Here is a 20,443-nt window from a genome sequence, read left to right on the forward strand (position 1 = left end):
TAGAATGACCGCACATTTTTTTCTGGAGGTGGCCAATGCAGGCTCTCGACGCTTTGCTCAACCGTGTTTCCGTGCCGCGCTTGCTGGAGCCTGCACCGACCCAGGAGCAGCGCGATGTGCTGTTCGCCGCCGCCATGCGCGCGCCCGACCATGGCCAGTTGCGCCCTTGGCGTTTCCTGACCGTCGAAGGCGCCGCCCGTGAGCAGATGGGCACGTTGCTGGCCGAAGCCGCGCGCCTGCAGGACCCCGACGCACCGCAAGCGCTGATCGACAAGGCCCAGAATGGCCCGTTGCGCGCGCCGCTGGTGGTGGTGGTGATTGCTCGCCTGCAGGAACACTTCAAGGTGCCGAAATCGGAGCAGTTGCTGGCGGCGGCTTGTGCAGCCCACGGCATTCTGCTGGCGGCCTATGCCCAGGGGATTGGTGCGGTGTGGCGCACGGGTGAGTTGTCGTACTCGGCCCACGTGGCCAAGGGCCTGGGGCTGACGGCGGATGAGGAAGTGATTGGCTTCCTCTATTTGGGTACACCGCAGAATCCCCCGCGTACGGCAGCTAAAGAAGACCTGACGCAGTTTGTCAGCGCCTGGACCGGTCTTTAAGGCAAGCAAGTGTGATCCAAATGGAGGGGGCTTGCCCCCGATAGCGGTGTGTCATTTATAGATAAGTTGACTGACACTCAGCCATCGGGGGCAAGCCCCCTCCCACATGGGTCCTGTTGTGTTTTTTAAACCCTGAACTGATCCATCAACTTCATCTGCTGGCTGGCCAATGCGTTGAGTTGGCTGCTGACCGCCGCCGACTCGGTGGCCTGTTCGGTCAGGGTCTCGGTCACGCTGCGGATCGCCGAGACGTTGCGATTGACCTCTTCGGCCACCGCGCTCTGCTGCTCGGCGGCGCTGGCGATTTGCAGGTTCATGTCGCTGATTACCGTCACTGCGTCGCTGATCTTGCCCAGGGCCTGCACTGCCTGATGGATCTGCCCGGCGTTGCTCTGGGCCTGGTGCTGGCTGGAGTGCATGGTCGCCACCACTCCTCGGGTGCCGCTCTGGATGCGTTCGATCACCAGGCGGATTTCCTCGACCGAGTCCTGGGTGCGTTTGGCCAGGTTGCGCACTTCATCGGCTACCACCGCAAACCCTCGCCCGCTTTCCCCGGCACGTGCGGCTTCAATCGCGGCGTTCAAGGCCAGCAGGTTGGTCTGTTCGGCAATGCTGCGGATCACTTCCAGTACGGAACCGATCTGCTCGCTGTTGACGGCCAGGGCTTCGACTTCGCTCACGGCTTTGCTGACTTCTTCAGCGAGGGTGGTGATGTCGCGGGTACTTTGCTCGATGATCGACATGCCTTCACGCGCCGACTGGTCCGCCCCGCGTGCGGCACTGGCGGCATTCGAGGCGCTGTTGGCGACGTCATGGGCGGTGGCGCTCATTTCGTTGGAGGCGGTGGCCACTTGGTCGATTTCGCGGAATTGCACCTGCATGCCTTCGCTGGTCTGGCGTGCAATGGCCGAGGACTGGTCAGCCGTGCCGCGCGCTTCGGTGATGCTTTGCTTGATTTGCGCGATGGTCGGTTGCAGCTTGTCGAGGAAGCGGTTGAACCAGTTCACCAGTTCGCCCAGTTCATCTTTCTTGGCATAGGCCAGGCGCTGGGTCAGGTCACCGTCGCCGCTGGCGATGTCCTTGAGCATGGCGGCCACACTGTTGATCGGGCGGGTCACGCCGGTGGCGGTCAGCCAGATCAGCAGCAGGCCCAGCAAGGCGGCGACGGCGGCCACCAGCAATGCCTGGAGGGTGCCGCTGGCGCGGGCCTTGTCGAGTACGGCTTGCAGCTTGACGTTATCGGCCAGCATCACGCTTTTGGGCAGCTTGATCACGATGCCCCAGGCTTTGGCGTCGGCAATCGGCTTGACCGGGTACACGGCGCGAATGGTCCCGTCCTGTTCGCGGATCATGCGGTTATCGCTGGCCAGCAGTTGCACGATTTCCTTGCCTTCGGCGCCAAGGGTATCGATCAGGTTCTTGCCGATCTTGGCCGGCTCGCCACTGTAGGCGGCAATCAGACCGGTGCTGGAGAGAATCTCCAGGTGGGCCGCACCGTTGAACAGGTCGTGCTGCGCGGCATCGGTGGCGGCTTGCAGGGTGTTGAGGGCGATGTCGACACCGACCACGCCGATCATTTTACCGTCCACGATCAGTGGCTGGGCGATGGTGGTCATCAGCACGGGTTTGCCGCCCACCGTATCTTCATACGGGTCCAGCAGGCACGTATTACGGGTGTCCCGTGGGCAGGTGTACCAGATGTTGTAGGGCGTACCGTTGAGGGTGAGGGTGGTCTTGTTCAGGTCATCCTCGACCATGATCGTGTTCAAGCCCTCGCCGCCGGCGCGGCTCCAGTAGCTGGAGAAGCGGCCTTTTTCGTTGGACACACGGGCCTTGTCATTGATGAATTCGCTGTCCTTGCCATCCAGGCCGTTGGGTTCGAACGACAGCCAGAAACCCAGCACCTTGTTGTTGCGCTCGAAGGCGGTTTTTACGCTCTGGTTGAGTTCTTCACGCAGGGCGCCGGCCTCAAGGGAGCGCTTGGTCCCGAGGTTGCGCAGGTCTTTGATCTGGTCGGCCAGGGCGGTCAGGGCCACCAGGCTATCGCCAAAGGTCTTCTGCAACTGTACCGCTTGCTCCCCGGCCTTGGCCTGCAGCAGTTGTTCCACGCTGGCAGTGAGCATTCGTGAGCTTGAATCGCTGACCAACTGATCGTTCTGGTTGGTGTTGTAGATATTGATACTGACGACCAGCGCAATCACCCCCAGCAGGCAAAGGCCGGACAACAGCACGATTTTCAGGCGGATGGAGAGGCTGATGAACATAGGCTTACTCGCGAATGAACGTGTTGGAGGGCAAGCAATTCAGGCCAATTCCATTCAGCGCTATGTCTGAAACATCGGCGTAACAAATCAATTCATGAGAGGTAGGCGATAAGCGGTAGGAAAACGGCTACAGTCCGCGTCACACGGGCTGTGCGAGCCGTTCGGGGCGTGACCAGATCCACAGGTTGCCCAGGCTCATCCCGGCGATTGCGAGGTAGACCGGCCAGCCGTGATCCAGCATCACCAGCATCAGCCCGGCGCACAGCAGCATGCTGACGGTGGCGCTGAACTTGGCCCGGCGCGTGATGATCTTGCCGTTGCGCCAGTTGAACAGGATCGGTCCGAACAGGCGGTGGTTTTCCAGCCAGGCACTGAGGCGCGGCGAGCTTTTGGTCGCGGCCCAGGCGGCCAGGAGGATGAATTCGGTGGTGGGCAAACCCGGCACGACAATCGCCACCAGCCCGATGCCCAGGCTGACGTAGGCCAGCAGGCCGAAGAGAATCTGCGCGATTTTCGAGGTGGATTGGGTTTTGCCGGTCATGGTGAAGCTTTTCTGGGGGAAGGTTTACAAAGAAGTCCGCACTGAAATGCGATCAACATGTGGGAGGGGGCAAGCCCCCTCCCACATGTCGACCGCATTTCAATCTGGGGGATCAGGCCAGTTCAGGGGCGCTAGCGTACGCCTGTTCCAGCAGCACGGTGAAGCGCACAAACGCATCCACCGCGCCTTTTTCCGCTGCGGCGTCTTCTTCGGCGCTCAATTCGAGCGCGTCGAGGGTACGGGTGAAGCGCTTCCAGCCTTCGGCACGACCGCCGGCCGGCTCACCGAGGTGGCGAGCCCCGAAGGTTTCGCTCAGGCCCAAGCCCACGGCACGCTTGATCAGGAACGCCGCGCCCAGCTTGGAGCCTTCAGACACGAACAGCCAGCCCAGGGCTTCGGCCTTGCTCGGGTTGTTCACCGCGCCGGCAACCGGTGCAGGCACTTGCGTGTCCAGGTCGGCCAGGTCCAGCTTGGCCGCTTCGGCGCGGCAGCGTTCGGCCAGGTCGGGGATGATCTTGATCAGCTCGGCATCGTTGTACAGCGCCACCAGTTCCGACTGGAACAGGTACTGCGCGACCACGAAACGCGCGAAGTTGGCCTGGGATTCAAACGGTGCATGTGCCTTCACCAGCGCGTCGAGCCGGGTATGTGGCGCGTGGGTGATCTGGTTCAGGCGTTGGGAGCGCAGGCTTGGGCGTTCTGCGGTAGGAGAAGCGGTCATGAAAAAGTCCTTGAGAAGGGGAGCGCCTGTTGCCCTGAAGAGAGCTGTTATCAACTAGACGAACAAGAAGACGCGGCACAGTAAAAAATCCTCACCTCGTCGCTGACATTTCGACGAGGTGAGTCGGTTGTTGTCAGATATCCCAGATCACGTTGATCGCAAAGTTGCGACCGGGCTGGGTCAGGCGGTCGAGATTGGCAGGGCCGGTCACCGCGGCTTCACCCACGCTGTCGTAGCTGCGCACGTCATCCCAGTTCCAGTACTTCTTGTCGGTGAGGTTGTAGAGGCCGCCATTGATGGTCACGTCGTTGGTGACTTTGTAGAAGGCGGTCAGGTCGACGACACCGAAACCAGGGGTCTTGAAGGGGCCGCTGGTGTCGCCGTCCGGTGCGTGGAAGGTACTGCTGTCGACGCGATCCTGCTTTTTCACCAGGGTCCAGCTCAGCAGGCCACCGTAGTTGTCCTGCTCGTAGCCCAGGCCGAATACGCCTTTGAGCGGGTTGACGCTGTTCAGCGGTTCGCCGTTATCGTCGTTGCGACCGTAGGCATAGGACACCGAACCTTGGGTGTACAGGCCCTGAGGTGCACCGAACGCATCCAGGTTCAGGCGGCCTTTGGCTTCCGCGCCCTTGATGGTGGCGCGCTTGATATTGATGGCCTGGAACTGTTCGAGGGTGCCGCCGACAACGGCGTTGTCTTCGTCGATGAAGTCGCGGTACTTGTTATAGAACGCGGTGATCTCGAAGGAGCCCGCGTCGAACTTGCCGCGAATCCCGGTTTCGAGACCCTTGCTGGTTTCCGGCTTGAGGTCCGGGTTCGGCTCGACGGTGTAGCCCAGGTTCAGGTTTTCAAAGCGGCCGTACAGCGCCTTGGCGGAGGGTGTACGGAAACCTTCGGCATATTGGCCGAACCAGGTGTATTGATCGGTCAGGGCGTAGGTCAGGCCAAACTTGGGCGTCACGCGGTGCCAGGTCTTTTCCTGGTCGCTCACGGGGTCGGCCCCCGTGGGGTTTACGGTATTGAGGAACGCCTGGGTCAGCTTGGGCTTGAGCTGGGTGTAGTCGTAGCGCACGGCGGGCAGGAAGGTCCACTTGCCCCAGGTGACCTGGTCTTGTGCAAACAGCGAATAGGTGTTGATGGTCGGGTCCGGGAAGTCGCTGGATTTATTCACGCTGTCACTGGCCATTGGGCTGGGCGCGCCCACGGCCGTGCAACCACTGCCGACGACCAGGCAGGTGGCGCTGCCTTCGCGCGAGCCGGTGACTTTTTGCTGCTTGAGGGTGGTGCCATAGGTCACTTGGTGATCGGTCTCACCGAGGCTGAACGCTTTGTCCAACTGCGCGTCGAAAACCCACTGTTTTTCTTCGTAAAGCGTGTCGCGGGTGCGCAAGACGCGACGGCCCGATTGATAGATTTCGGCGGTGGTCTGGTCGGTCTTGGCGATCTGGTAGTTGAGGCTGGTCTTGATGCGGTCGGCAATCGGCGACTCAAGGGCAACGCTGTTTTCCAGGCCGAAACGTTCACGGGTAATGGTGTCGTTACCGCGACGATCACGGTAGAGGTTGAAGCCTCGGCCGCCGATGAACGGGCCGCCCACCGCGTTCTTCAGGTTGACGTCGCGATCATCCTTGTACTTCTCATACGTCACGCCCAGGCGGTTGTCATCGCCATAATTCCAGCCCAACTTGGCCAGCACGTTGGTGGTGCGCGCGTCCTCCGGGTTGGCGCCCGTGCGGGCCAGGCCGGTAGCGTTGTTGCCGTCGTAGGATTCGGTTTCATGGCCATTGCGCTGGCTCAGGTGCAACAGGCCGTCGAAGTCCTGCAAACGGCCGGCGACCGTGGCGGAGGTCAGCCAGCTTTCGTCGGCGGAGCTGTAGCCGGTTTTCAGACGGGCGCCGACGTCCTGGCCGGGCTTGATGATGTCATCCGGGTCAAGGGTGAAGTAACTCACCGCGCCGCCGATGGCACTGCTGCCGTACAGGGCCGAGGCCGGTCCGCGCAGGATCTCCACGCGCTTGACGATTTCCGGGTCGACGTAGTTGCGACGGGTCTTGGCGTAGGGGCCGTTGAAGAAGTTGTCCGGCACTTCGACACCATCCACCTGGGTGAGGATGCGGTCGCCGTCGATGCCACGGATGTTGTAGCCCGCGTTGCCGGAACGGGTGCCTGCGCCGCCCACCGAGACGCCGGGCTCGTAGCGCGCCAGTTCGCGAATGGTGTTGACGTTCTGGCGGTCCAGCTCTTCGCGGCCATGTACGCTGACGGTGCTCGGTACGCTGTTGATGTCCTGCTCATTACGGGTGGCGCTGATGGTCACCTGTTGCAGATTCAACGTGCTGCCCGCCACGCGCTTTTCCAGCACGATGTTGTTATTGCCCAATTTGCGGTAGCTCAGGTTGGTCCCCACCAACAAGCGCTCCAGGGCTTTTTCCGGTGACAGCGCACCGTGTACGCCAGGGGACGATACACCCTGGCCCAGCTCCGCCGGCAGGCCGATTTGCCAGCCGGTCACGCTGGTGAAGGCATTCAGGGCCGAGACCAGCGGCTGCTGCTCAATGCTGAAACGGTAGTTGCCGTGGCTGCGGGCAACGGGCTCGGTGGTCGTGGCGGCCATCACGGGCGCACCGGCCAGCAGGATGGCGACGGTCAGCAAGGACAGCACGGGCGAAGAAGACCGGCGGTTGAAACGAGAGGACATCGAGAGCGCTCCGGAGGTACGAGTCTTATAGTTGCGAACCGTTCCAAATAGGAATCAGTTGCATTGGCTAAGACGAGACGTACTGCCGCAGGCTATCGAGTAAAAATAATTCTCATTTAGTTCAAGATCACCAGCGCCGGATATTCCGACAGCTTGGCCGAGGTGATGTGCGCCAGGGAACGCACCACGTCCAGCGGTTGGTCGAGGCGGTAATTGCCGGTGACGGCGATGCTGGCGAGCTTGTCGTTGGTGTTGACGATCCAGCCCGGGTAATAGCGGCGCAATTCGGCAAGCACTTCGCTCATCGGGCAGTTTTCGAAAATCAGCCGGCCCTGGACCCAGGCCAGGTCTTTGTTGGCATCGAGTTTGGCGGGCGGCCCAAAGCCCTTGGGGCCGATACGGATGCTTTCGCCCGCGCTCAAGCGCACACGGGCGTCGTCGAAGGTAGTGCTCAGGTCGACATCGCCGCGCTGCACTTGCACCTGGGCTTCGCCATTGAGGTAGCGCACGGCGAAGGCCGTGTCGCGCACGCTGGCGCGGACGGGGCCTGCGTCGATTTCCAGGGGCAGGCCACGGCTGGGTACCACTTCGAAAAACGCCTCGCCCTGGTACAGGCGGGCGATGCGCTGATGGTCCTCGATGCGGCTGGAAAACGCCGAATTGGTATTCAGCAGTACTTTCGACCCATCGTCCAATTGCAGGCGCTGGCGCTCACCTACCACGGTGAGATGGTCCGCCTGCAGGCGCACGGGCAGGTTGCTGAAACTGAACAACCCCAGCAGCAACACGGCAGCGGTGGCCAAGGGTTTCCAATGCGGCTGCAGGCGACGCCAGGCGCTGGGTTTGCGTGGCGCCGCCAGGGCCACCGCGGCACTGTGTACGGGAGCGCCACCCCAGGCAGCCTGCGCCTTCCCGAACGCATGGACGTGCGCCGGGTCGCGGGCCAGCCACGCTTCAAACTCGGCCTGCTGCCCGGCCCGCGGGCACTGCAAGGCGATCAGCCAGTCCAGTGCCTGGTCCATAGCCGGGTCTTGCAACACCTCATCCGCCAGCTCATGGGGGCGCAGGTTATTCGGGTCCATCACGGTGTGCCTCGGGTCTTCGCCACGTTTTATTTATCTTTTCTACAGCCTTGGTCGACATTTCTGTCGGATGAAGCTTAAGGCTGATCCAGCCGTTCGGCCACACCTACGCAGATGGCCATGATCAATTTCAGTTCCTTTTGCACGGTGCTCAAGGACACGTTCAACTGATCGGCAATCTCCTGGTAGCTGCAACCGTGCAGGCGGCTGAGGATGAAAATCTGCTGCTGGCGCGCGCTCAACCGGCCAAGGCTGACACTCAAGTGTTCGAGCAATTGTTCGGCCTGGGTGGCGTCTTCGGGGGGGCTGATGGGGGCAGCGACGCTTTGCAGGATGTCCAGTGGCACATCTTCCTGCAGCGTGCGGGCCTGGACCCTGCGCGAGCGCAAGTGATCCAGCGCCAGGTTACGGGCGGTCTGGTAGACGAAGGGTTCAAGGTGGTCGATAGGCCGCTCGCTCAGGGCCCGGGTGACGCGCAGGTAGGTTTCCTGCACCAGGTCTTCGGCGGTGCTGGGGTTATTCACCATCCGCTGCAAGGTGCGTAGCAGAATCAGCCGTTGGCTGAGAAAGACATGGTTGAAGCGAGATAGGCTCACAGTGATACCTGACCGATTGGCAGTTAATGATAATGCTTATCATCAATGCAAATGGCAAGTGGCACTTTGCTGCAACACGGTGAACTTGGCAGACGCGCGCTTTTGTGGCGAGCGGGCTTGCCCCGCGTTGGGCTGCGTAGCAGCCCTAATAAGAACACCGCGTTTTTCCAGGCAAAACGCGGCGGCAGTTTTTGGGGCTGCTACGCAGCCCAACGCGGGGCAAGCCCGCTCGCCACAACAAGCCCGCTTGCCGCATAAGCCCGCTTGCCACAGTAAGCCCGCTCACCAAAATAAGCCCGCTTGCCACAACAAGCCCCGCCTGAACACAGGCGTTATTCGGCGTTGCACAGCGCCAGGCAGTTATCCAGCATGCGGTTGGAGAAGCCCCATTCGTTGTCGTACCAGGCCAGCACCTTCAGCAATTTGCCGCTGACCTTGGTGTGATTGGCGTCGAAGATCGACGACAACGGGTTATGGTTGAAGTCACTGGATACCAGCGGCAGGGTGTTGTAGCCGAGGATTTTCGAGTGCTGGCTGGCTTCCTTGAGCAGCGCGTTGACTTCTTCCGCGGTAGCTTCTTTCTTCAGTTGTACGGTGAGGTCCACCAGCGACACGTTGATCACGGGTACCCGAACGGCCATGCCGGTCAGTTTGCCCGCCAGTTCCGGCAGTACCAGGCCAACCGCTTCGGCGGCGCCGGTCTTGCTCGGGATCATGTTCTGGGTGGCCGAACGCGCCCGGTACGGGTCGGTATGGTAGACATCGGTCAGGTTCTGGTCGTTGGTGTAGGCGTGAATCGTGGTCATCAAGCCGCTTTCGATGCCCAGCTCGCGATGCAGCACTTGGGCCACCGGCGCCAGGCAGTTGGTGGTGCAGGAGGCGTTGGAGATGATCTGGTGGGATTGACGCAGAATGTCATGGTTCACGCCGTAGACCACGGTAGCGTCCGCGCCCTTGGCCGGGGCCGAGATGATTACCTTGCGCGCGCCAGCGGTAATATGGGCGGCCGCCTTGTCGCGGTCGGTGAACAGACCGGTGCATTCGAACACCACGTCGATCTTGTGCGCGGCCCATGGCAGGTCGGCCGGGTTGCGAATGGCACTGACGGCGATCCGGTCACCGTTGACGGTCAGGCTTTCCTGATCGTGGGCGACCTCTGCCTCGAAAGTACCGTGTACGGTGTCGTATTTGAGCAGGTGGGCATTGATCGAACTGTCGCCCAAATCATTGATGGCGACGATCTGCAAATCCTGGCGGTAGCCTTGGGTATACAGTGCGCGCAGGACATTGCGGCCGATACGGCCAAAACCATTGATTGCGATTCGAAGAGTCATTGGAAAGTGCCTGTCGTCGATTTGTTGTAAGAATTACAAGATTATTCGCATAAAAATAGAAAACAAGCCTTTTTAGTGGCAATATTTTGTTCAATCTACAACGAGTGACCTGAATCAACTGGTCCGATGATTTAAACGACTCCCTGCCATCCCATGTGCTGCGGGCGTTTGATCAGCATAGACACTCAGGTCGCCACATCCGTTAGCCTGGAGTTCTACACATGCATCCCCGCGTTCTTGAGGTCACCGAACGGCTTATCGCCCGCAGTCGTGCAACCCGTGAGGCATACCTTGCGCTCATTCGCGGCGCAGCCAGCGACGGCCCGATGCGCGGCAAGCTGCAATGCGCCAACTTTGCCCATGGCGTGGCCGGTTGCGGCACCGAAGATAAAAATAGCCTGCGCATGATGAACGCCGCCAACGTGGCAATTGTTTCGTCATATAACGACATGCTCTCGGCGCACCAGCCGTATGAACATTTCCCTGACCAGATCAAGAAAGCCCTGCGCGAAGTCGGCTCGGTCGGCCAGTTCGCCGGCGGCACCCCGGCCATGTGCGACGGCGTGACCCAAGGCGAGCCCGGCATGGAACTGAGCCTGCTCAGCCGTGAAGTGATCGCCATGTCCACGGCGGTAGCGCTGTCCCACAACATGTTCGACGCGGCGCTGATGCTGGGCATCTGCGACAAGATCGTGCCCGGCCTGATGATGGGCGCACTGCGCTATGGCCACCTGCCGATGATCTTCGTTCCTGGCGGGCCCATGCCGTCGGGCATCTCCAACAAGCAGAAAGCCGATGTGCGCCAGCGCTACGCCGAAGGCAAGGCCAGTCGCGAAGAGCTGCTGGAATCGGAGATGAAGTCCTACCACAGCCCTGGCACGTGCACCTTCTACGGCACTGCCAACACCAACCAGCTGTTGATGGAAGTGATGGGCCTGCACTTGCCCGGCGCCTCGTTCGTCAACCCGTACACGCCGCTGCGCGATGCGCTGACCCGCGAAGCCGCCCATCAGGTCACGCGCTTGACCAAGGCGAACGGCAACTTCACGCCGATCGGTGAGATCGTCGACGAGAAATCCATCGTCAACTCCATCGTCGCCCTCAACGCCACGGGCGGTTCCACCAACCACACCCTGCATATGCCGGCCATCGCCATGTCGGCGGGGATCATCCTGACCTGGCAAGACATGGCCGACCTCTCTGAGGTGGTGCCCACCCTGTCCCACGTGTATCCAAACGGCAAGGCCGACATCAACCACTTCCAGGCGGCGGGCGGCATGTCGTTCCTGATCCGCGAACTGCTGGAAGCCGGCCTGCTCCACGAAGACGTCAATACCGTGGCCGGCAAGGGCCTGAGCCGCTACACCCAGGAACCGTTCCTGGTCGACGGCGAGCTGATCTGGCGCGATGGCCCGATCGAAAGCCTCGATGAAGCCATCCTGCGCCCGGTGGCCCGTGCGTTCTCCCCGGAAGGCGGCTTGCGCGTGATGGAAGGCAACCTGGGCCGTGGCGTGATGAAAGTCTCCGCCGTGGCGCCGGAGCACCAGATCGTCGAAGCTCCGGCGGTGGTGTTCCAGGACCAGCAGGACCTGGCCGATGCGTTCAAGGCCGGCCAGTTGGAAAAAGACTTCGTCGCGGTGATGCGCTTCCAGGGGCCACGCTCCAACGGCATGCCGGAACTGCACAAGATGACGCCGTTCCTTGGCGTATTGCAGGACCGTGGCTTCAAGGTGGCGTTGGTGACAGACGGGCGTATGTCGGGCGCGTCGGGTAAGATCCCCGCCGCGATTCATGTCAACCCCGAAGCCCAGAGCGGCGGGCCGCTGGCACGGGTGCGCGATGGCGATATCATTCGTGTGGATGGCGTGAAAGGCACCTTGGAGCTTAAGGTGGACGCCGAAGAATTTGCAGCGCGCGCGCCAGCCACGGGCCTGTTGGGCAATAACGTGGGGGCCGGTCGCGAGCTGTTTGCATTTATGCGCTTGGCCGCAAGCTCCGCAGAGCAAGGCGCCAGCGCCTTTACCTCTGCCCTGGAGACGCTTAAGTGAAGCTTGCGCTGGTCGGTGATATCGGGGGTACCAACGCCCGTTTTGCGTTGTGGCGGGATCAGGCCCTGCATTCGATTCGTGTGCATGCCACGGCGGATCACAAGAGCCCTGAAGACGCGATCAAGGTCTATCTCCAGGAAGAAGGCCTGAAAATCGGCGACATCGGTGCGGTGTGCCTGTCGGTGGCCGGTCCGGTGAGCGGGGATGAATTTAAATTCACCAACAATCACTGGCGTTTGAGCAAGACTGCGTTTTGCCGGGCTTTGCAGGTGGATGAGCTGTTGCTGGTGAATGATTTCTCGGCCATGGCCCTGGGCATGACCCGCCTTAAGCCCGACGAGTTCCGCGTGGTCTGCGAAGGCACGCCGGAGCCGTTGCGCCCGGCGGTGGTGATCGGCCCGGGCACCGGCCTGGGTGTCGGCACCTTGCTGGACTTGGGCGGCGGCCGTTGGGCCGCGTTGCCGGGGGAGGGTGGTCATGTCGACCTGCCCCTGAGCAGCCCGCGGGAAGCCCAGCTGTGGCAGCACATTTACAATGAGATCGGCCATGTCAGCGCCGAAAGCGTCTTGAGTGGCGCCGGTTTGCCGCGTCTGTACCGGGCGATCTGTGCCGTGGACGGCCACACCCCGGTGCTGGAAACTCCTGAAGCCGTGACGGCGGCAGGCCTGGCCGGCGACCCGGTGGCGATGGAAGTCTTGGATCAGTTCAGCATCTGGCTGGGCAGGGTCGCGGGTAACAACGTGCTGACCACGGGTGGTCGCGGTGGCGTCTACATCGTGGGCGGTGTGATACCGAGGTTTGCCGACTTCTTTATCCACAGCGGTTTTGCCAAAAGCTTCAGCGACAAAGGCTGCATGAGCGACTACTTCAAAGGTATTCCGGTGTGGTTGGTGACCGCGCCGTATTCCGGATTGACCGGGGCTGGCGTCGCACTGGAACAGGCGTTTGCATAGGGACTGATGGCCTCATCGGGGCAAGCCCCTCCCACATTTGGAACGTATTCCAATGTAGGAGGGGTGGTGCGACGATTCGACTTGCCCCCGATGAGGCCATCAATAACACCCCCATAACAACAAGGAGGACCCCGTGAGCGTAATCAGTAAATCGATTCTCCTCGTCGATGACGACCAGGAAATCCGCGAATTGCTGCAAACCTACCTCAGTCGTGCCGGCTTCCAGGTGCGTGGCGTGCCGGATGGCGCGGGGTTCCGCCAGGCTATGAACGAAGCGCCGTGCGACCTGGTTATCCTTGATGTGATGCTGCCGGACGAAGACGGTTTCAGCCTTTGCCGCTGGATTCGCCAACACCCGCGCCAGGCGCAGGTGCCCATCATTATGCTCACGGCCAGTTCCGACGAAGCCGACCGCGTGATCGGCCTGGAGCTGGGCGCCGATGACTACATCGGCAAACCCTTCAGCCCCCGCGAGTTGCAAGCGCGCATCAAGGCCCTGTTGCGCCGCTGCCAGTTTGGCCAGGAGCGCAGCGGCAATGGCGACGTGCTGGTGTTCGATGAATGGCGCCTGGACATGATCAGCCACCGCCTGTTTCATGTGGACGGTGAAGAGGTGATTCTCTCCGGTGCCGACTTTGCCTTGCTCAAGTTGTTTCTCGATCACCCGCAACAGATCCTCGACCGCGACACCATCGGCAACGCCACCCGTGGCCGTGACCTGATGCCGCTGGACCGCATCGTCGACATGGCCGTCAGCCGCTTGCGCCAACGCCTGCGCGATACCGAAAAACCCCCGAGGCTGATCCGCACTGTGCGTGGCAGCGGTTATCAACTGGCAGCCAGCGTGGTTGCCGGCAATGCCCACTGAACACCTGACCGAGCGTCGCCGGCGCTTCCCGGTACCGCGTTCGTTGCTGGGGCGCATGCTGCTGCTGACTTTGCTCGCGGTGTTGTTCGCCCAGGCGCTGTCCAGCGTGATCTGGGTTTCGCAATTGCGCGCCACCCAGCTCGAAGGCTTGGTCACCAGCGCCCGCAGCCTGGCGCACTCGATGACCGCGAGCGTGAGTTATTTCCGTTCGCTGCCGGTGGCTTACCGCCCCTTGGTGCTCGACCAGTTGCGCAGCATGGGCGGCACCCGGTTTGTGGTCACCCTCAACGATCGCCCGCTGGACATGGCGATATTGCCGCAGACCCCGCGCAAGCAAGCGGTGCTGGAAGCGGTCGACGAAGTGCTGCGCCAGACCCTGGGCGCCGACGTGCATATCTCGGTGGAGTTCGTCAGCGCCGAAGACCTGCGCATCTTCAACGCCGGTTTGAAGCTCGATGAACTGCCCCGCTCCTGGGCGCATTACGCGCTGACCCTGGAGCCGGTGAATCCACCGGTACTGGTCACCCAGATCCAACTCGCCCCCGGCGAATGGTTGTACATTGCCTCGCTGTTGCCCGAGCCCTACACCAGTCTCGAAGAACAGGGCCTGCCGTCCCAGCAGGTGTGGTTTATTGTGCTGACCAGTGGCTTTTTACTGCTGTTCATCGGCCTGCTGGTGCACTGGCAGAGCCGGCCGCTCAAGCGCCTGGCACGGGCGGCGCGGGATATGTCCCTGGGCGCCGACGTGGAGCCGGTGGCCGAAGGCGGCGGCAGTGAAGTGGTGGAGGTAGGCCGTGCGTTCAACGCCATGCGCGAACGCATCAGCCGTTACCTGACCGAACGCAGCCAGTTGTTCAGCGCCATTTCCCACGACCTGCGCACGCCAATTACCCGCCTGCGCCTGCGGGTTGAATTGCTTGAAGATGAGAACCTGCAAACCAAGTTCGGCCGCGACCTGGATGAGTTGGAGTTGCTGGTCAAAGGTGCGCTGCAATGTGTGAAAGACACCGACATCCACGAAAACATCGAACCGGTGGACCTCAATCATGTGCTCGAATGCCTGGTGGAGCCCTATGTGGCGCCCAACGGCAACGGCCGCGTCACGTTGGACGGCTATGCCTTGGCGCCTTACCCGGGTAAGCCGCTGGCGCTCAAGCGCTGCATCGGCAACCTGATCGACAATGCCTTGAAGTATGGGCAGAACGCGCATTTGCACATCGAGGACGATGGCGCGGAATTTATCCTGCACGTGGATGACGAAGGTCCCGGCGTACCGGAACAGCGTCTGGAGCAAGTCTTCGAACCGCACTTCCGCCTTGCCGGCCAGCAACAGGGCTACGGTTTGGGCCTGGGCATTGCGCGCAATATCGCCCATAGCCATGGCGGCGAGGTGAGTTTGCAGAATTTGCGCGAAGGCGGCTTGCGAGTCACGTTACAACTCCCCCGAACCCTGGATTAGCAAACAGCGCCGATCAAATGCGGGAGGGAGCAAGCCCCTCCCACATTTTGATCTTCATTGGCTCAGACGCTCTGGCGCAGTCTTGCCAAATCCCTCAGCGGCGGCGCCCCAAACAACCGGCTGTACTCCCGGCTGAACTGCGACGGGCTTTCATACCCCACCCGATACCCGGCCGCCGACGCTTCCAGCCCTTCGGCGATCATCAGGCGCCGGGCCTCCTGCAAGCGCAACTGTTTCTGGTATTGCAGCGGGCTCATGGCGGTGATTGCCTTGAAGCGGTGGTGCAAGGTCGAGACGCTCAGGTTCACTTCCTTGGCCAAGTCATCAATGCGCAGCGGTTGTTCGTAATTGCCGTTGAGCCACTTGATCGCCTGGCTGACCCGATGGCTTTGGCTGTTGGCCACGGCAATTTCATACAACCGATAACCTTGCGGCCCACGCAGCAAGCGGTAGAGGATTTCACGGTTGATCAACGGCGCGAGCATGGCGATATCTTTCGGGGTATCCAGCAGGCGCGCCAGGCGCAGCACGGCGTCGAGCAACTGGGGGTCGATGCGGTCCACATACATCCCGCGCGATGTCGGACGCGTGGGCACGCCCATGGGGCCGGCTTCGGCGATCAAGGCCGTGAGCTGCGCCGGGTCGATATTGATGCGCACCGACAGGTTCGGATCTTCCGGCGTGGCATCGATGATCCGCCCGGCCACCGGCATCGCCACCGAGAACACCAGGTAGTTGAGCGGGTCGTAGGCAAAGATTTCGTCGGCCAGGCGCACTTCCTTGCTGCCGTTGGCGAGGATGCACAACGCCGGTTCCACCAGCACCGGCATGAAGTCACGCGGCGTGTTGTGGCGGTTCAAGAACAGTGACGTAATCGCCGTGCCATAGGAGCCGTCTTCCCAGGTATGACGATGCACGATACTCGCCAGCTCGGCGCGCTGTTTTTCCGTCTCGGCATCGAGGGGCATGGACTGATGTTCGGGCGACGACATGAGGCGTCCTCTGCATGCTTTTTTGATGGGCTCAGCTTAGCGGCCGCTTTTCAAACAGTGTTACGACGATTCTGCACAATCCTTGCCTGATCCTGCGACCTTTCGTGAATCAGGCAAGCGTAGGGGCTGTCATCTCCCTGAAATAAGGCGTTTGCCCACGGAATAAACCGGCGGGCCGAGCGTCCTTCTCTACGCTTTTCGCAGGATTGTGCAATAAGCCGGCAGGAATCGACTAACCGCGCGCACCATTGCGCCGCTATCTTTGATCCTGTGGCAACACACCCTCACAGTGCTTGCCGAGCATCACTTCTCAACGGGAGAGTCGAATATGTCCACCCCCATTCCCGCGAGCCATATGGCCTTTATCCGCGCCCGCAGCGGGTGCAGCACCGAACTCGGTGCACGCTTGAGCAGTTTGATCGAGCCGGGCCGCCAGGCTCAGGGTTGCTTGCAATTTTCGTTGCAGCATTCCCAGGTCGACCCCGATGTCTGGTTGGTCTCCGGCTTCTGGAGCAGCGAGCAGGCAATGAGCGCTTACTTCAGTTCGCCGGCCCTGATGCTCTTCACCGAATTGTTGAACGACATGGTGGTGCGCAGCATGGACTTCCAGACCTTCACCGATGCATCCGCCGCCAACGCCTACGGTGAGTACCTGCAACTGGCCGGTTAATGGTTAGAATGGCCAACTTTTCCATTGGCCAGGACCTGCAACATGGCACGTAAACAATTTGCCCACCACGAAGCCGTTTCCGCCGTAGTACCGGGGGAAGGGGCCTACAGCGCTGCTGTCGCCGTCAAGGCACTGGATGGCATGGGCGCCCCGAAATTTCACAAGATCCTGGATGGGCAGACGTTCAAGACGGCCTCCGACGCCGATGATGCGGCCACCGTGCAGCTTGAGCGGTTGATCGATGTTGATGAAGAGGGTCAACTGACCTGGGCGAGCGCCGCCAGCTGAACAACGCCGACAATCTAATGTGGGAGGGGGCTTGCCCCCGATAGCAGTGTGACAGTCAACAAAGATGTTGAATGTGCCATTGCCATCGGGGCAAGCCCCCCCCTTTTTTTGACTGTATTTCAGTCAGGGTTTGGTGGCGCCTGGGCGATACATCTTGAACAGCGCCTCAGGGCCCAATTGGAAGTAATCCGCCGGGCCGCCGCCCCGCAGGATCGGCTCGGCGGCGGCGGTGTCGTAGATCCCGTCCTTGAGCAGCCACTTGGCAATGTGCACCGCGACCACCTCGCCCAGCACCAGCCAGCTTGGCACCGGTTGCTTGTCCGCACGTTGCAGCTGGATGATCTGCGTGACCTTGCACTCGAACGATACCGGGCTCTCGCCCACCCGCGGAACGCTCACGATCTTCGAAGCCACCGGTGTCAGCCCGGACAACTCGAATTCGTTCACCTCTGGTCCTACCGCCGCGCAACTCTGGTTCATCTGCTCGGCCAACGGGCGGGTGGCCAGGTTCCAGACAAACTCGCCGGTCTGTTCGATATTGTTCAGGCTGTCTTTGCGCCCGACACTGGAAAAACCAATGATCGGCGGAATGTAGTTGAACGCGTTGAAGAAACTGTAGGGCGCCAGGTTCAGGCGGCCGTTGCTGTCGTGTGAGGAGATCCAGCCAATCGGCCGTGGACCGACGATGGCATTGAACGGGTCATGGGGCAGGCCGTGGCCGTTGGCGGGTTCGTAGAAATAGATATCGTCAGGCATGGCCGGGGTTCCTGCTGCGGGGTTCGGGAAGGTAGCCATAGTGCAATCCACGGCAGTGAATTTCCATTGGCCCTATGGAATTTTCATTCAACGCCCACCTATTTTTCACAGCGCCCCGTTCAGTCTGCGCGCAACGTCGACACCCCCTATAAGTCGGCTATTTGACAGACTGAGCTTCGGAGCCTTGCCCCCCAATGAACAAACTTCCTCAGATCACCCTGGCGTTCTGGGTCATGAAAATCTGCGCAACCACCCTGGGCGAAACCGCCGGGGACTTGCTGTCGATGACCCTGAACGTTGGCTACGCCATCAGCTCGATGATCCTGATCAGCGTGTTCCTGGTTACCCTGGTGACGCAACTCTGGTCGAAAGCCTACAACCCGGTGCTGTACTGGATTGTGATCCTGTCCACCAGCACTGCCGGCACCACCATGTCGGACTTCATGGACCGCAGCCTGGGCCTGGGTTATGCCACGGGGTCGATGATCCTGATCGTGATTTTGATGATCATCTTTGCGTTGTGGCACCTCAGTGGCGACTCGCTGAACGTGAACAAGGTGCAGACCTTCCGGGGAGAGTTGTTCTACTGGATGGCGATCCTGTTCTCCAACACCCTGGGGACCGCGCTGGGCGACTTCCTGGCGGATGATTCCGGGCTCGGCTTCGCCGGTGGCGCGTTGTTGATTGGCTCCACCATCGCAGCGGTGGTGGCGCTCAAATACTTCACGCGGATTTCGTCGGTGTTGTTGTTCTGGGTGGCCTTCGTGCTGACTCGGCCATTTGGTGCGACCCTGGGCGATTTCCTGACCAAGCCCCACGAAAAGGGCGGGTTGGACTTCGGCACCATCGGTTCGTCGGCGGTGTTGGCGGCGGTGCTGGTGGTGATGATTGTCGGGGCGTCGTACGCACAGCGACGCTATGTGCGGCGCGAAGTGGCAGAGTTGTCCTGATGCCAAATGTGGGAGGGGGCAAGCCCCCTCCCACATTTTTTACTGCATCCAGCGGTTAGTCCGTGGTAATCCGCGAATGCTTGCGGGTGTCCTTCATGGTCACATAGACCGCCAGAGACACCGCGATACAGGCCGTCACGTACCAGTAATAACCGGTTTCCATGCCAATGCTCTTGAACCACAGCGCGATGTATTCAGCGGTACCGCCGAAGATCGACACGGTCAGTGCATACGGCAGGCCCACGCCCAGCGCACGGATTTCAGTCGGGAACAGCTCGGCCTTCACCACCGCGTTGATCGAGGTGTAGCCGCTGACGATGATCAGCGCCGCCATGATCAGGAAGAACGCGCCCCACCAGGTCTGGATGGTGTGCAGGGTGGTGAGGATCGGCACGGTGAACAGGGTGCCGAGGATACCGAATGCGATCAGGATCGGCCGACGGCCGATCTTGTCCGACAGCCCACCGACCAGGGGTTGCAGGCACATGAACAGAAACAGCGTGGCCGCTGAGATGGTGGTGGAGTCGGAGATGCTCATGCCGACGGTGTTCACCAGGTACTTCTGCATGTAGGTGGTGTAGGTGTAGAAGGCCAGGGTACCGCCCATGGTCAGGCCGACCACGGTCATCAGTTCCTTGGGGTGGCGCATCAAGGTGCGCATTGCGCTTTCCTTGGCTTTTTCCTTCTTGGTGAACGACTCGGTTTCTTCCATGCCACGACGCAGGTACAGCGCCACGACCGCGCACAGGGCGCCGATGGCGAACGGGATGCGCCAGCCCCAGGCATACAACTGCTCGGTGGTCAGCAATTGTTGCAGCACGATCAGTACGGCCAGAGCGATGAGCTGGCCAGAGATCAGGGTCACGTATTGGAAGCTGGAGTAGAAACCACGACGCTCCTTGGTTGCCATCTCGCTGAGGTAGGTGGCGGAGGTGCCGTATTCGCCCCCGACCGACAGGCCCTGCAGCAAACGGGCAAATACCAGCAGGATCGGCGCGCCGATACCGATGACTTCATAGCTCGGGCTCAGGGCAATCAGCAGCGAGCCGAAACACATCAGGTACACCGAGGCCATCAAGGCCTTTTTACGCCCCACTTTGTCGGCGTACAGGCCCATCAGCCAGCCGCCGATCGGGCGCATCAGGAAGCCCACGGCGAAGATCGCAGCGGTATTGAGCAGTTGGGCGGTGGTGTCGCCTTTCGGGAAAAAGGTTTTTGCGAAGTACAACGAGAAAGCGGCGTAGACGTACCAGTCGTACCACTCGACCATGTTGCCGACAGAGCCGCTGAAAATCGACTTGATCCGGCTGGAAGTGGTGCGCTCTTTTGTCGGCGCGGCCGCCGACCCCAGAGGCAGGGCGTTGGAGTTATCCATTGAAGGATCCTTCATCTAGTTGTTTTTATGGAGCGGCGTGAGCAAAGCGAACGCAGCCTGGCTCGAGCTATAGCAGGAGCTGTGCCAGCTGGATGAACGCCCGGTCTAGAGGGGTTTGGCGGATTTTTTGAGCGGAAAGTCGCTGATGGTTTTAAGGGGGGTGAGCGGAAATCCGCTTATCGCTGCAGGCCTCATCGGGGGCAAGCCCCCTCCCACACTTGAGCGTGTTCACAGATCAAAATGTGGGAG

General features: G+C 61.0%; 18 protein-coding genes and 1 pseudogene. 8 read left to right on the forward strand and 11 right to left on the reverse strand.

What is annotated here, in order from left to right:
• The first annotated feature begins 35 nt into the window (after nt 1-35).
• The gene (locus tag A7317_RS23245) at nt 36-599 is read left to right on the forward strand and encodes an NAD(P)H nitroreductase (protein ID WP_024077202.1); all 564 of its coding nucleotides are present in this window, start codon (nt 36-38) and stop codon (nt 597-599) included.
• A 125-nt stretch (nt 600-724) separates the two neighbouring features.
• On the opposite strand, the gene A7317_RS31685 is transcribed toward A7317_RS23245, so the two are convergent.
• The 8 genes and pseudogenes from A7317_RS31685 to gap form a co-directional block, all read right to left on the reverse strand.
• Nucleotides 725-1,480 (reverse strand): methyl-accepting chemotaxis protein, encoded by a 756-nt coding sequence (locus A7317_RS31685; protein WP_371858348.1) that lies wholly within the window; start codon nt 1,478-1,480, stop codon nt 725-727.
• Between the two features lie 150 nt (nt 1,481-1,630).
• A pseudogene (locus A7317_RS31690) lies at nt 1,631-2,863 on the reverse strand (cache domain-containing protein); the annotation flags it as partial.
• A gap of 139 nt (nt 2,864-3,002) precedes the next feature.
• Entirely contained in the window at nt 3,003-3,404 is a 402-nt protein-coding gene (locus tag A7317_RS23255) for a YbaN family protein (protein WP_024077200.1), read from the reverse strand.
• A 112-nt stretch (nt 3,405-3,516) separates the two neighbouring features.
• The gene (locus tag A7317_RS23260) at nt 3,517-4,125 is read right to left on the reverse strand and encodes a biliverdin-producing heme oxygenase (protein ID WP_069076911.1); all 609 of its coding nucleotides are present in this window, start codon (nt 4,123-4,125) and stop codon (nt 3,517-3,519) included.
• A 133-nt stretch (nt 4,126-4,258) separates the two neighbouring features.
• Entirely contained in the window at nt 4,259-6,823 is a 2,565-nt protein-coding gene (locus A7317_RS23265; protein WP_069076912.1) for a TonB-dependent receptor, read from the reverse strand.
• A gap of 116 nt (nt 6,824-6,939) precedes the next feature.
• Nucleotides 6,940-7,905, reverse strand: a complete 966-nt coding sequence (locus A7317_RS23270; protein ID WP_069076913.1) for a FecR family protein — start codon at nt 7,903-7,905, stop codon at nt 6,940-6,942.
• A 77-nt stretch (nt 7,906-7,982) separates the two neighbouring features.
• A complete protein-coding gene (locus A7317_RS23275) occupies nt 7,983-8,501 on the reverse strand; it encodes an RNA polymerase sigma factor (RefSeq protein WP_069076914.1) in 519 nt (172 codons plus the stop codon).
• A gap of 332 nt (nt 8,502-8,833) precedes the next feature.
• The gene (gene gap / locus A7317_RS23280) at nt 8,834-9,835 is read right to left on the reverse strand and encodes a type I glyceraldehyde-3-phosphate dehydrogenase (protein ID WP_015885658.1); all 1,002 of its coding nucleotides are present in this window, start codon (nt 9,833-9,835) and stop codon (nt 8,834-8,836) included.
• A gap of 221 nt (nt 9,836-10,056) precedes the next feature.
• Here gap and edd point away from each other — a divergent pair, with 221 nt between their 5' ends.
• From edd to A7317_RS23300, 4 genes are all read left to right on the forward strand, one after another.
• Nucleotides 10,057-11,883, forward strand: coding sequence for a phosphogluconate dehydratase (edd, locus tag A7317_RS23285; RefSeq protein ID WP_069076915.1), 1,827 nt, complete (start codon nt 10,057-10,059; stop codon nt 11,881-11,883).
• Nucleotides 11,880-12,836, forward strand: coding sequence for a glucokinase (locus tag A7317_RS23290; RefSeq protein ID WP_069076916.1), 957 nt, complete (start codon nt 11,880-11,882; stop codon nt 12,834-12,836). Before edd ends, A7317_RS23290 begins: the two co-directional genes overlap by 4 nt.
• A 133-nt stretch (nt 12,837-12,969) precedes the next feature.
• Nucleotides 12,970-13,704 (forward strand): response regulator, encoded by a 735-nt coding sequence (locus A7317_RS23295; RefSeq protein ID WP_024077192.1) that lies wholly within the window; start codon nt 12,970-12,972, stop codon nt 13,702-13,704.
• Nucleotides 13,694-15,163 (forward strand): ATP-binding protein, encoded by a 1,470-nt coding sequence (locus A7317_RS23300; RefSeq protein WP_024077191.1) that lies wholly within the window; start codon nt 13,694-13,696, stop codon nt 15,161-15,163. The genes A7317_RS23295 and A7317_RS23300 overlap by 11 nt, the downstream gene beginning before the upstream one ends.
• A gap of 62 nt (nt 15,164-15,225) precedes the next feature.
• Here A7317_RS23300 and A7317_RS23305 read toward each other — a convergent pair whose 3' ends face one another.
• Nucleotides 15,226-16,155 (reverse strand): AraC family transcriptional regulator, encoded by a 930-nt coding sequence (locus A7317_RS23305; protein WP_024077190.1) that lies wholly within the window; start codon nt 16,153-16,155, stop codon nt 15,226-15,228.
• Between the two features lie 328 nt (nt 16,156-16,483).
• On the opposite strand from A7317_RS23305, the gene A7317_RS23310 reads away from it, so the two are divergent.
• Together A7317_RS23310 and A7317_RS23315 are read left to right on the forward strand one after the other, a co-directional pair.
• The gene (locus tag A7317_RS23310) at nt 16,484-16,825 is read left to right on the forward strand and encodes an antibiotic biosynthesis monooxygenase family protein (RefSeq protein WP_024077189.1); all 342 of its coding nucleotides are present in this window, start codon (nt 16,484-16,486) and stop codon (nt 16,823-16,825) included.
• A gap of 42 nt (nt 16,826-16,867) precedes the next feature.
• Nucleotides 16,868-17,113, forward strand: coding sequence for a hypothetical protein (locus tag A7317_RS23315; RefSeq protein WP_024077188.1), 246 nt, complete (start codon nt 16,868-16,870; stop codon nt 17,111-17,113).
• Nucleotides 17,114-17,236: 123 nt separating this feature from the next.
• Here the strand turns inward: A7317_RS23315 and A7317_RS23320 are convergent, their stop codons facing one another.
• Nucleotides 17,237-17,869 (reverse strand): flavin reductase family protein, encoded by a 633-nt coding sequence (locus tag A7317_RS23320; RefSeq protein ID WP_069076917.1) that lies wholly within the window; start codon nt 17,867-17,869, stop codon nt 17,237-17,239.
• 194 nt (nt 17,870-18,063) lie between these two features.
• Here A7317_RS23320 and A7317_RS23325 point away from each other — a divergent pair, with 194 nt between their 5' ends.
• Complete coding sequence (locus A7317_RS23325; protein WP_024077186.1) at nt 18,064-18,819, forward strand: membrane protein; 756 nt, start codon at nt 18,064-18,066, stop codon at nt 18,817-18,819.
• 55 nt (nt 18,820-18,874) lie between these two features.
• Here the strand turns inward: A7317_RS23325 and A7317_RS23330 are convergent, their stop codons facing one another.
• Nucleotides 18,875-20,194 carry an MFS transporter gene (locus tag A7317_RS23330; protein ID WP_024077185.1) on the reverse strand — a complete coding sequence of 440 codons (1,320 nt, stop codon included), beginning with the start codon at nt 20,192-20,194 and terminating at the stop codon, nt 18,875-18,877.
• Between the last annotated feature and the right edge of the window lie 249 nt (nt 20,195-20,443).

This window comes from Pseudomonas fluorescens, assembly GCF_001708445.1.
In the GTDB taxonomy this organism is placed as follows: domain Bacteria; phylum Pseudomonadota; class Gammaproteobacteria; order Pseudomonadales; family Pseudomonadaceae; genus Aquipseudomonas; species Aquipseudomonas gorinensis.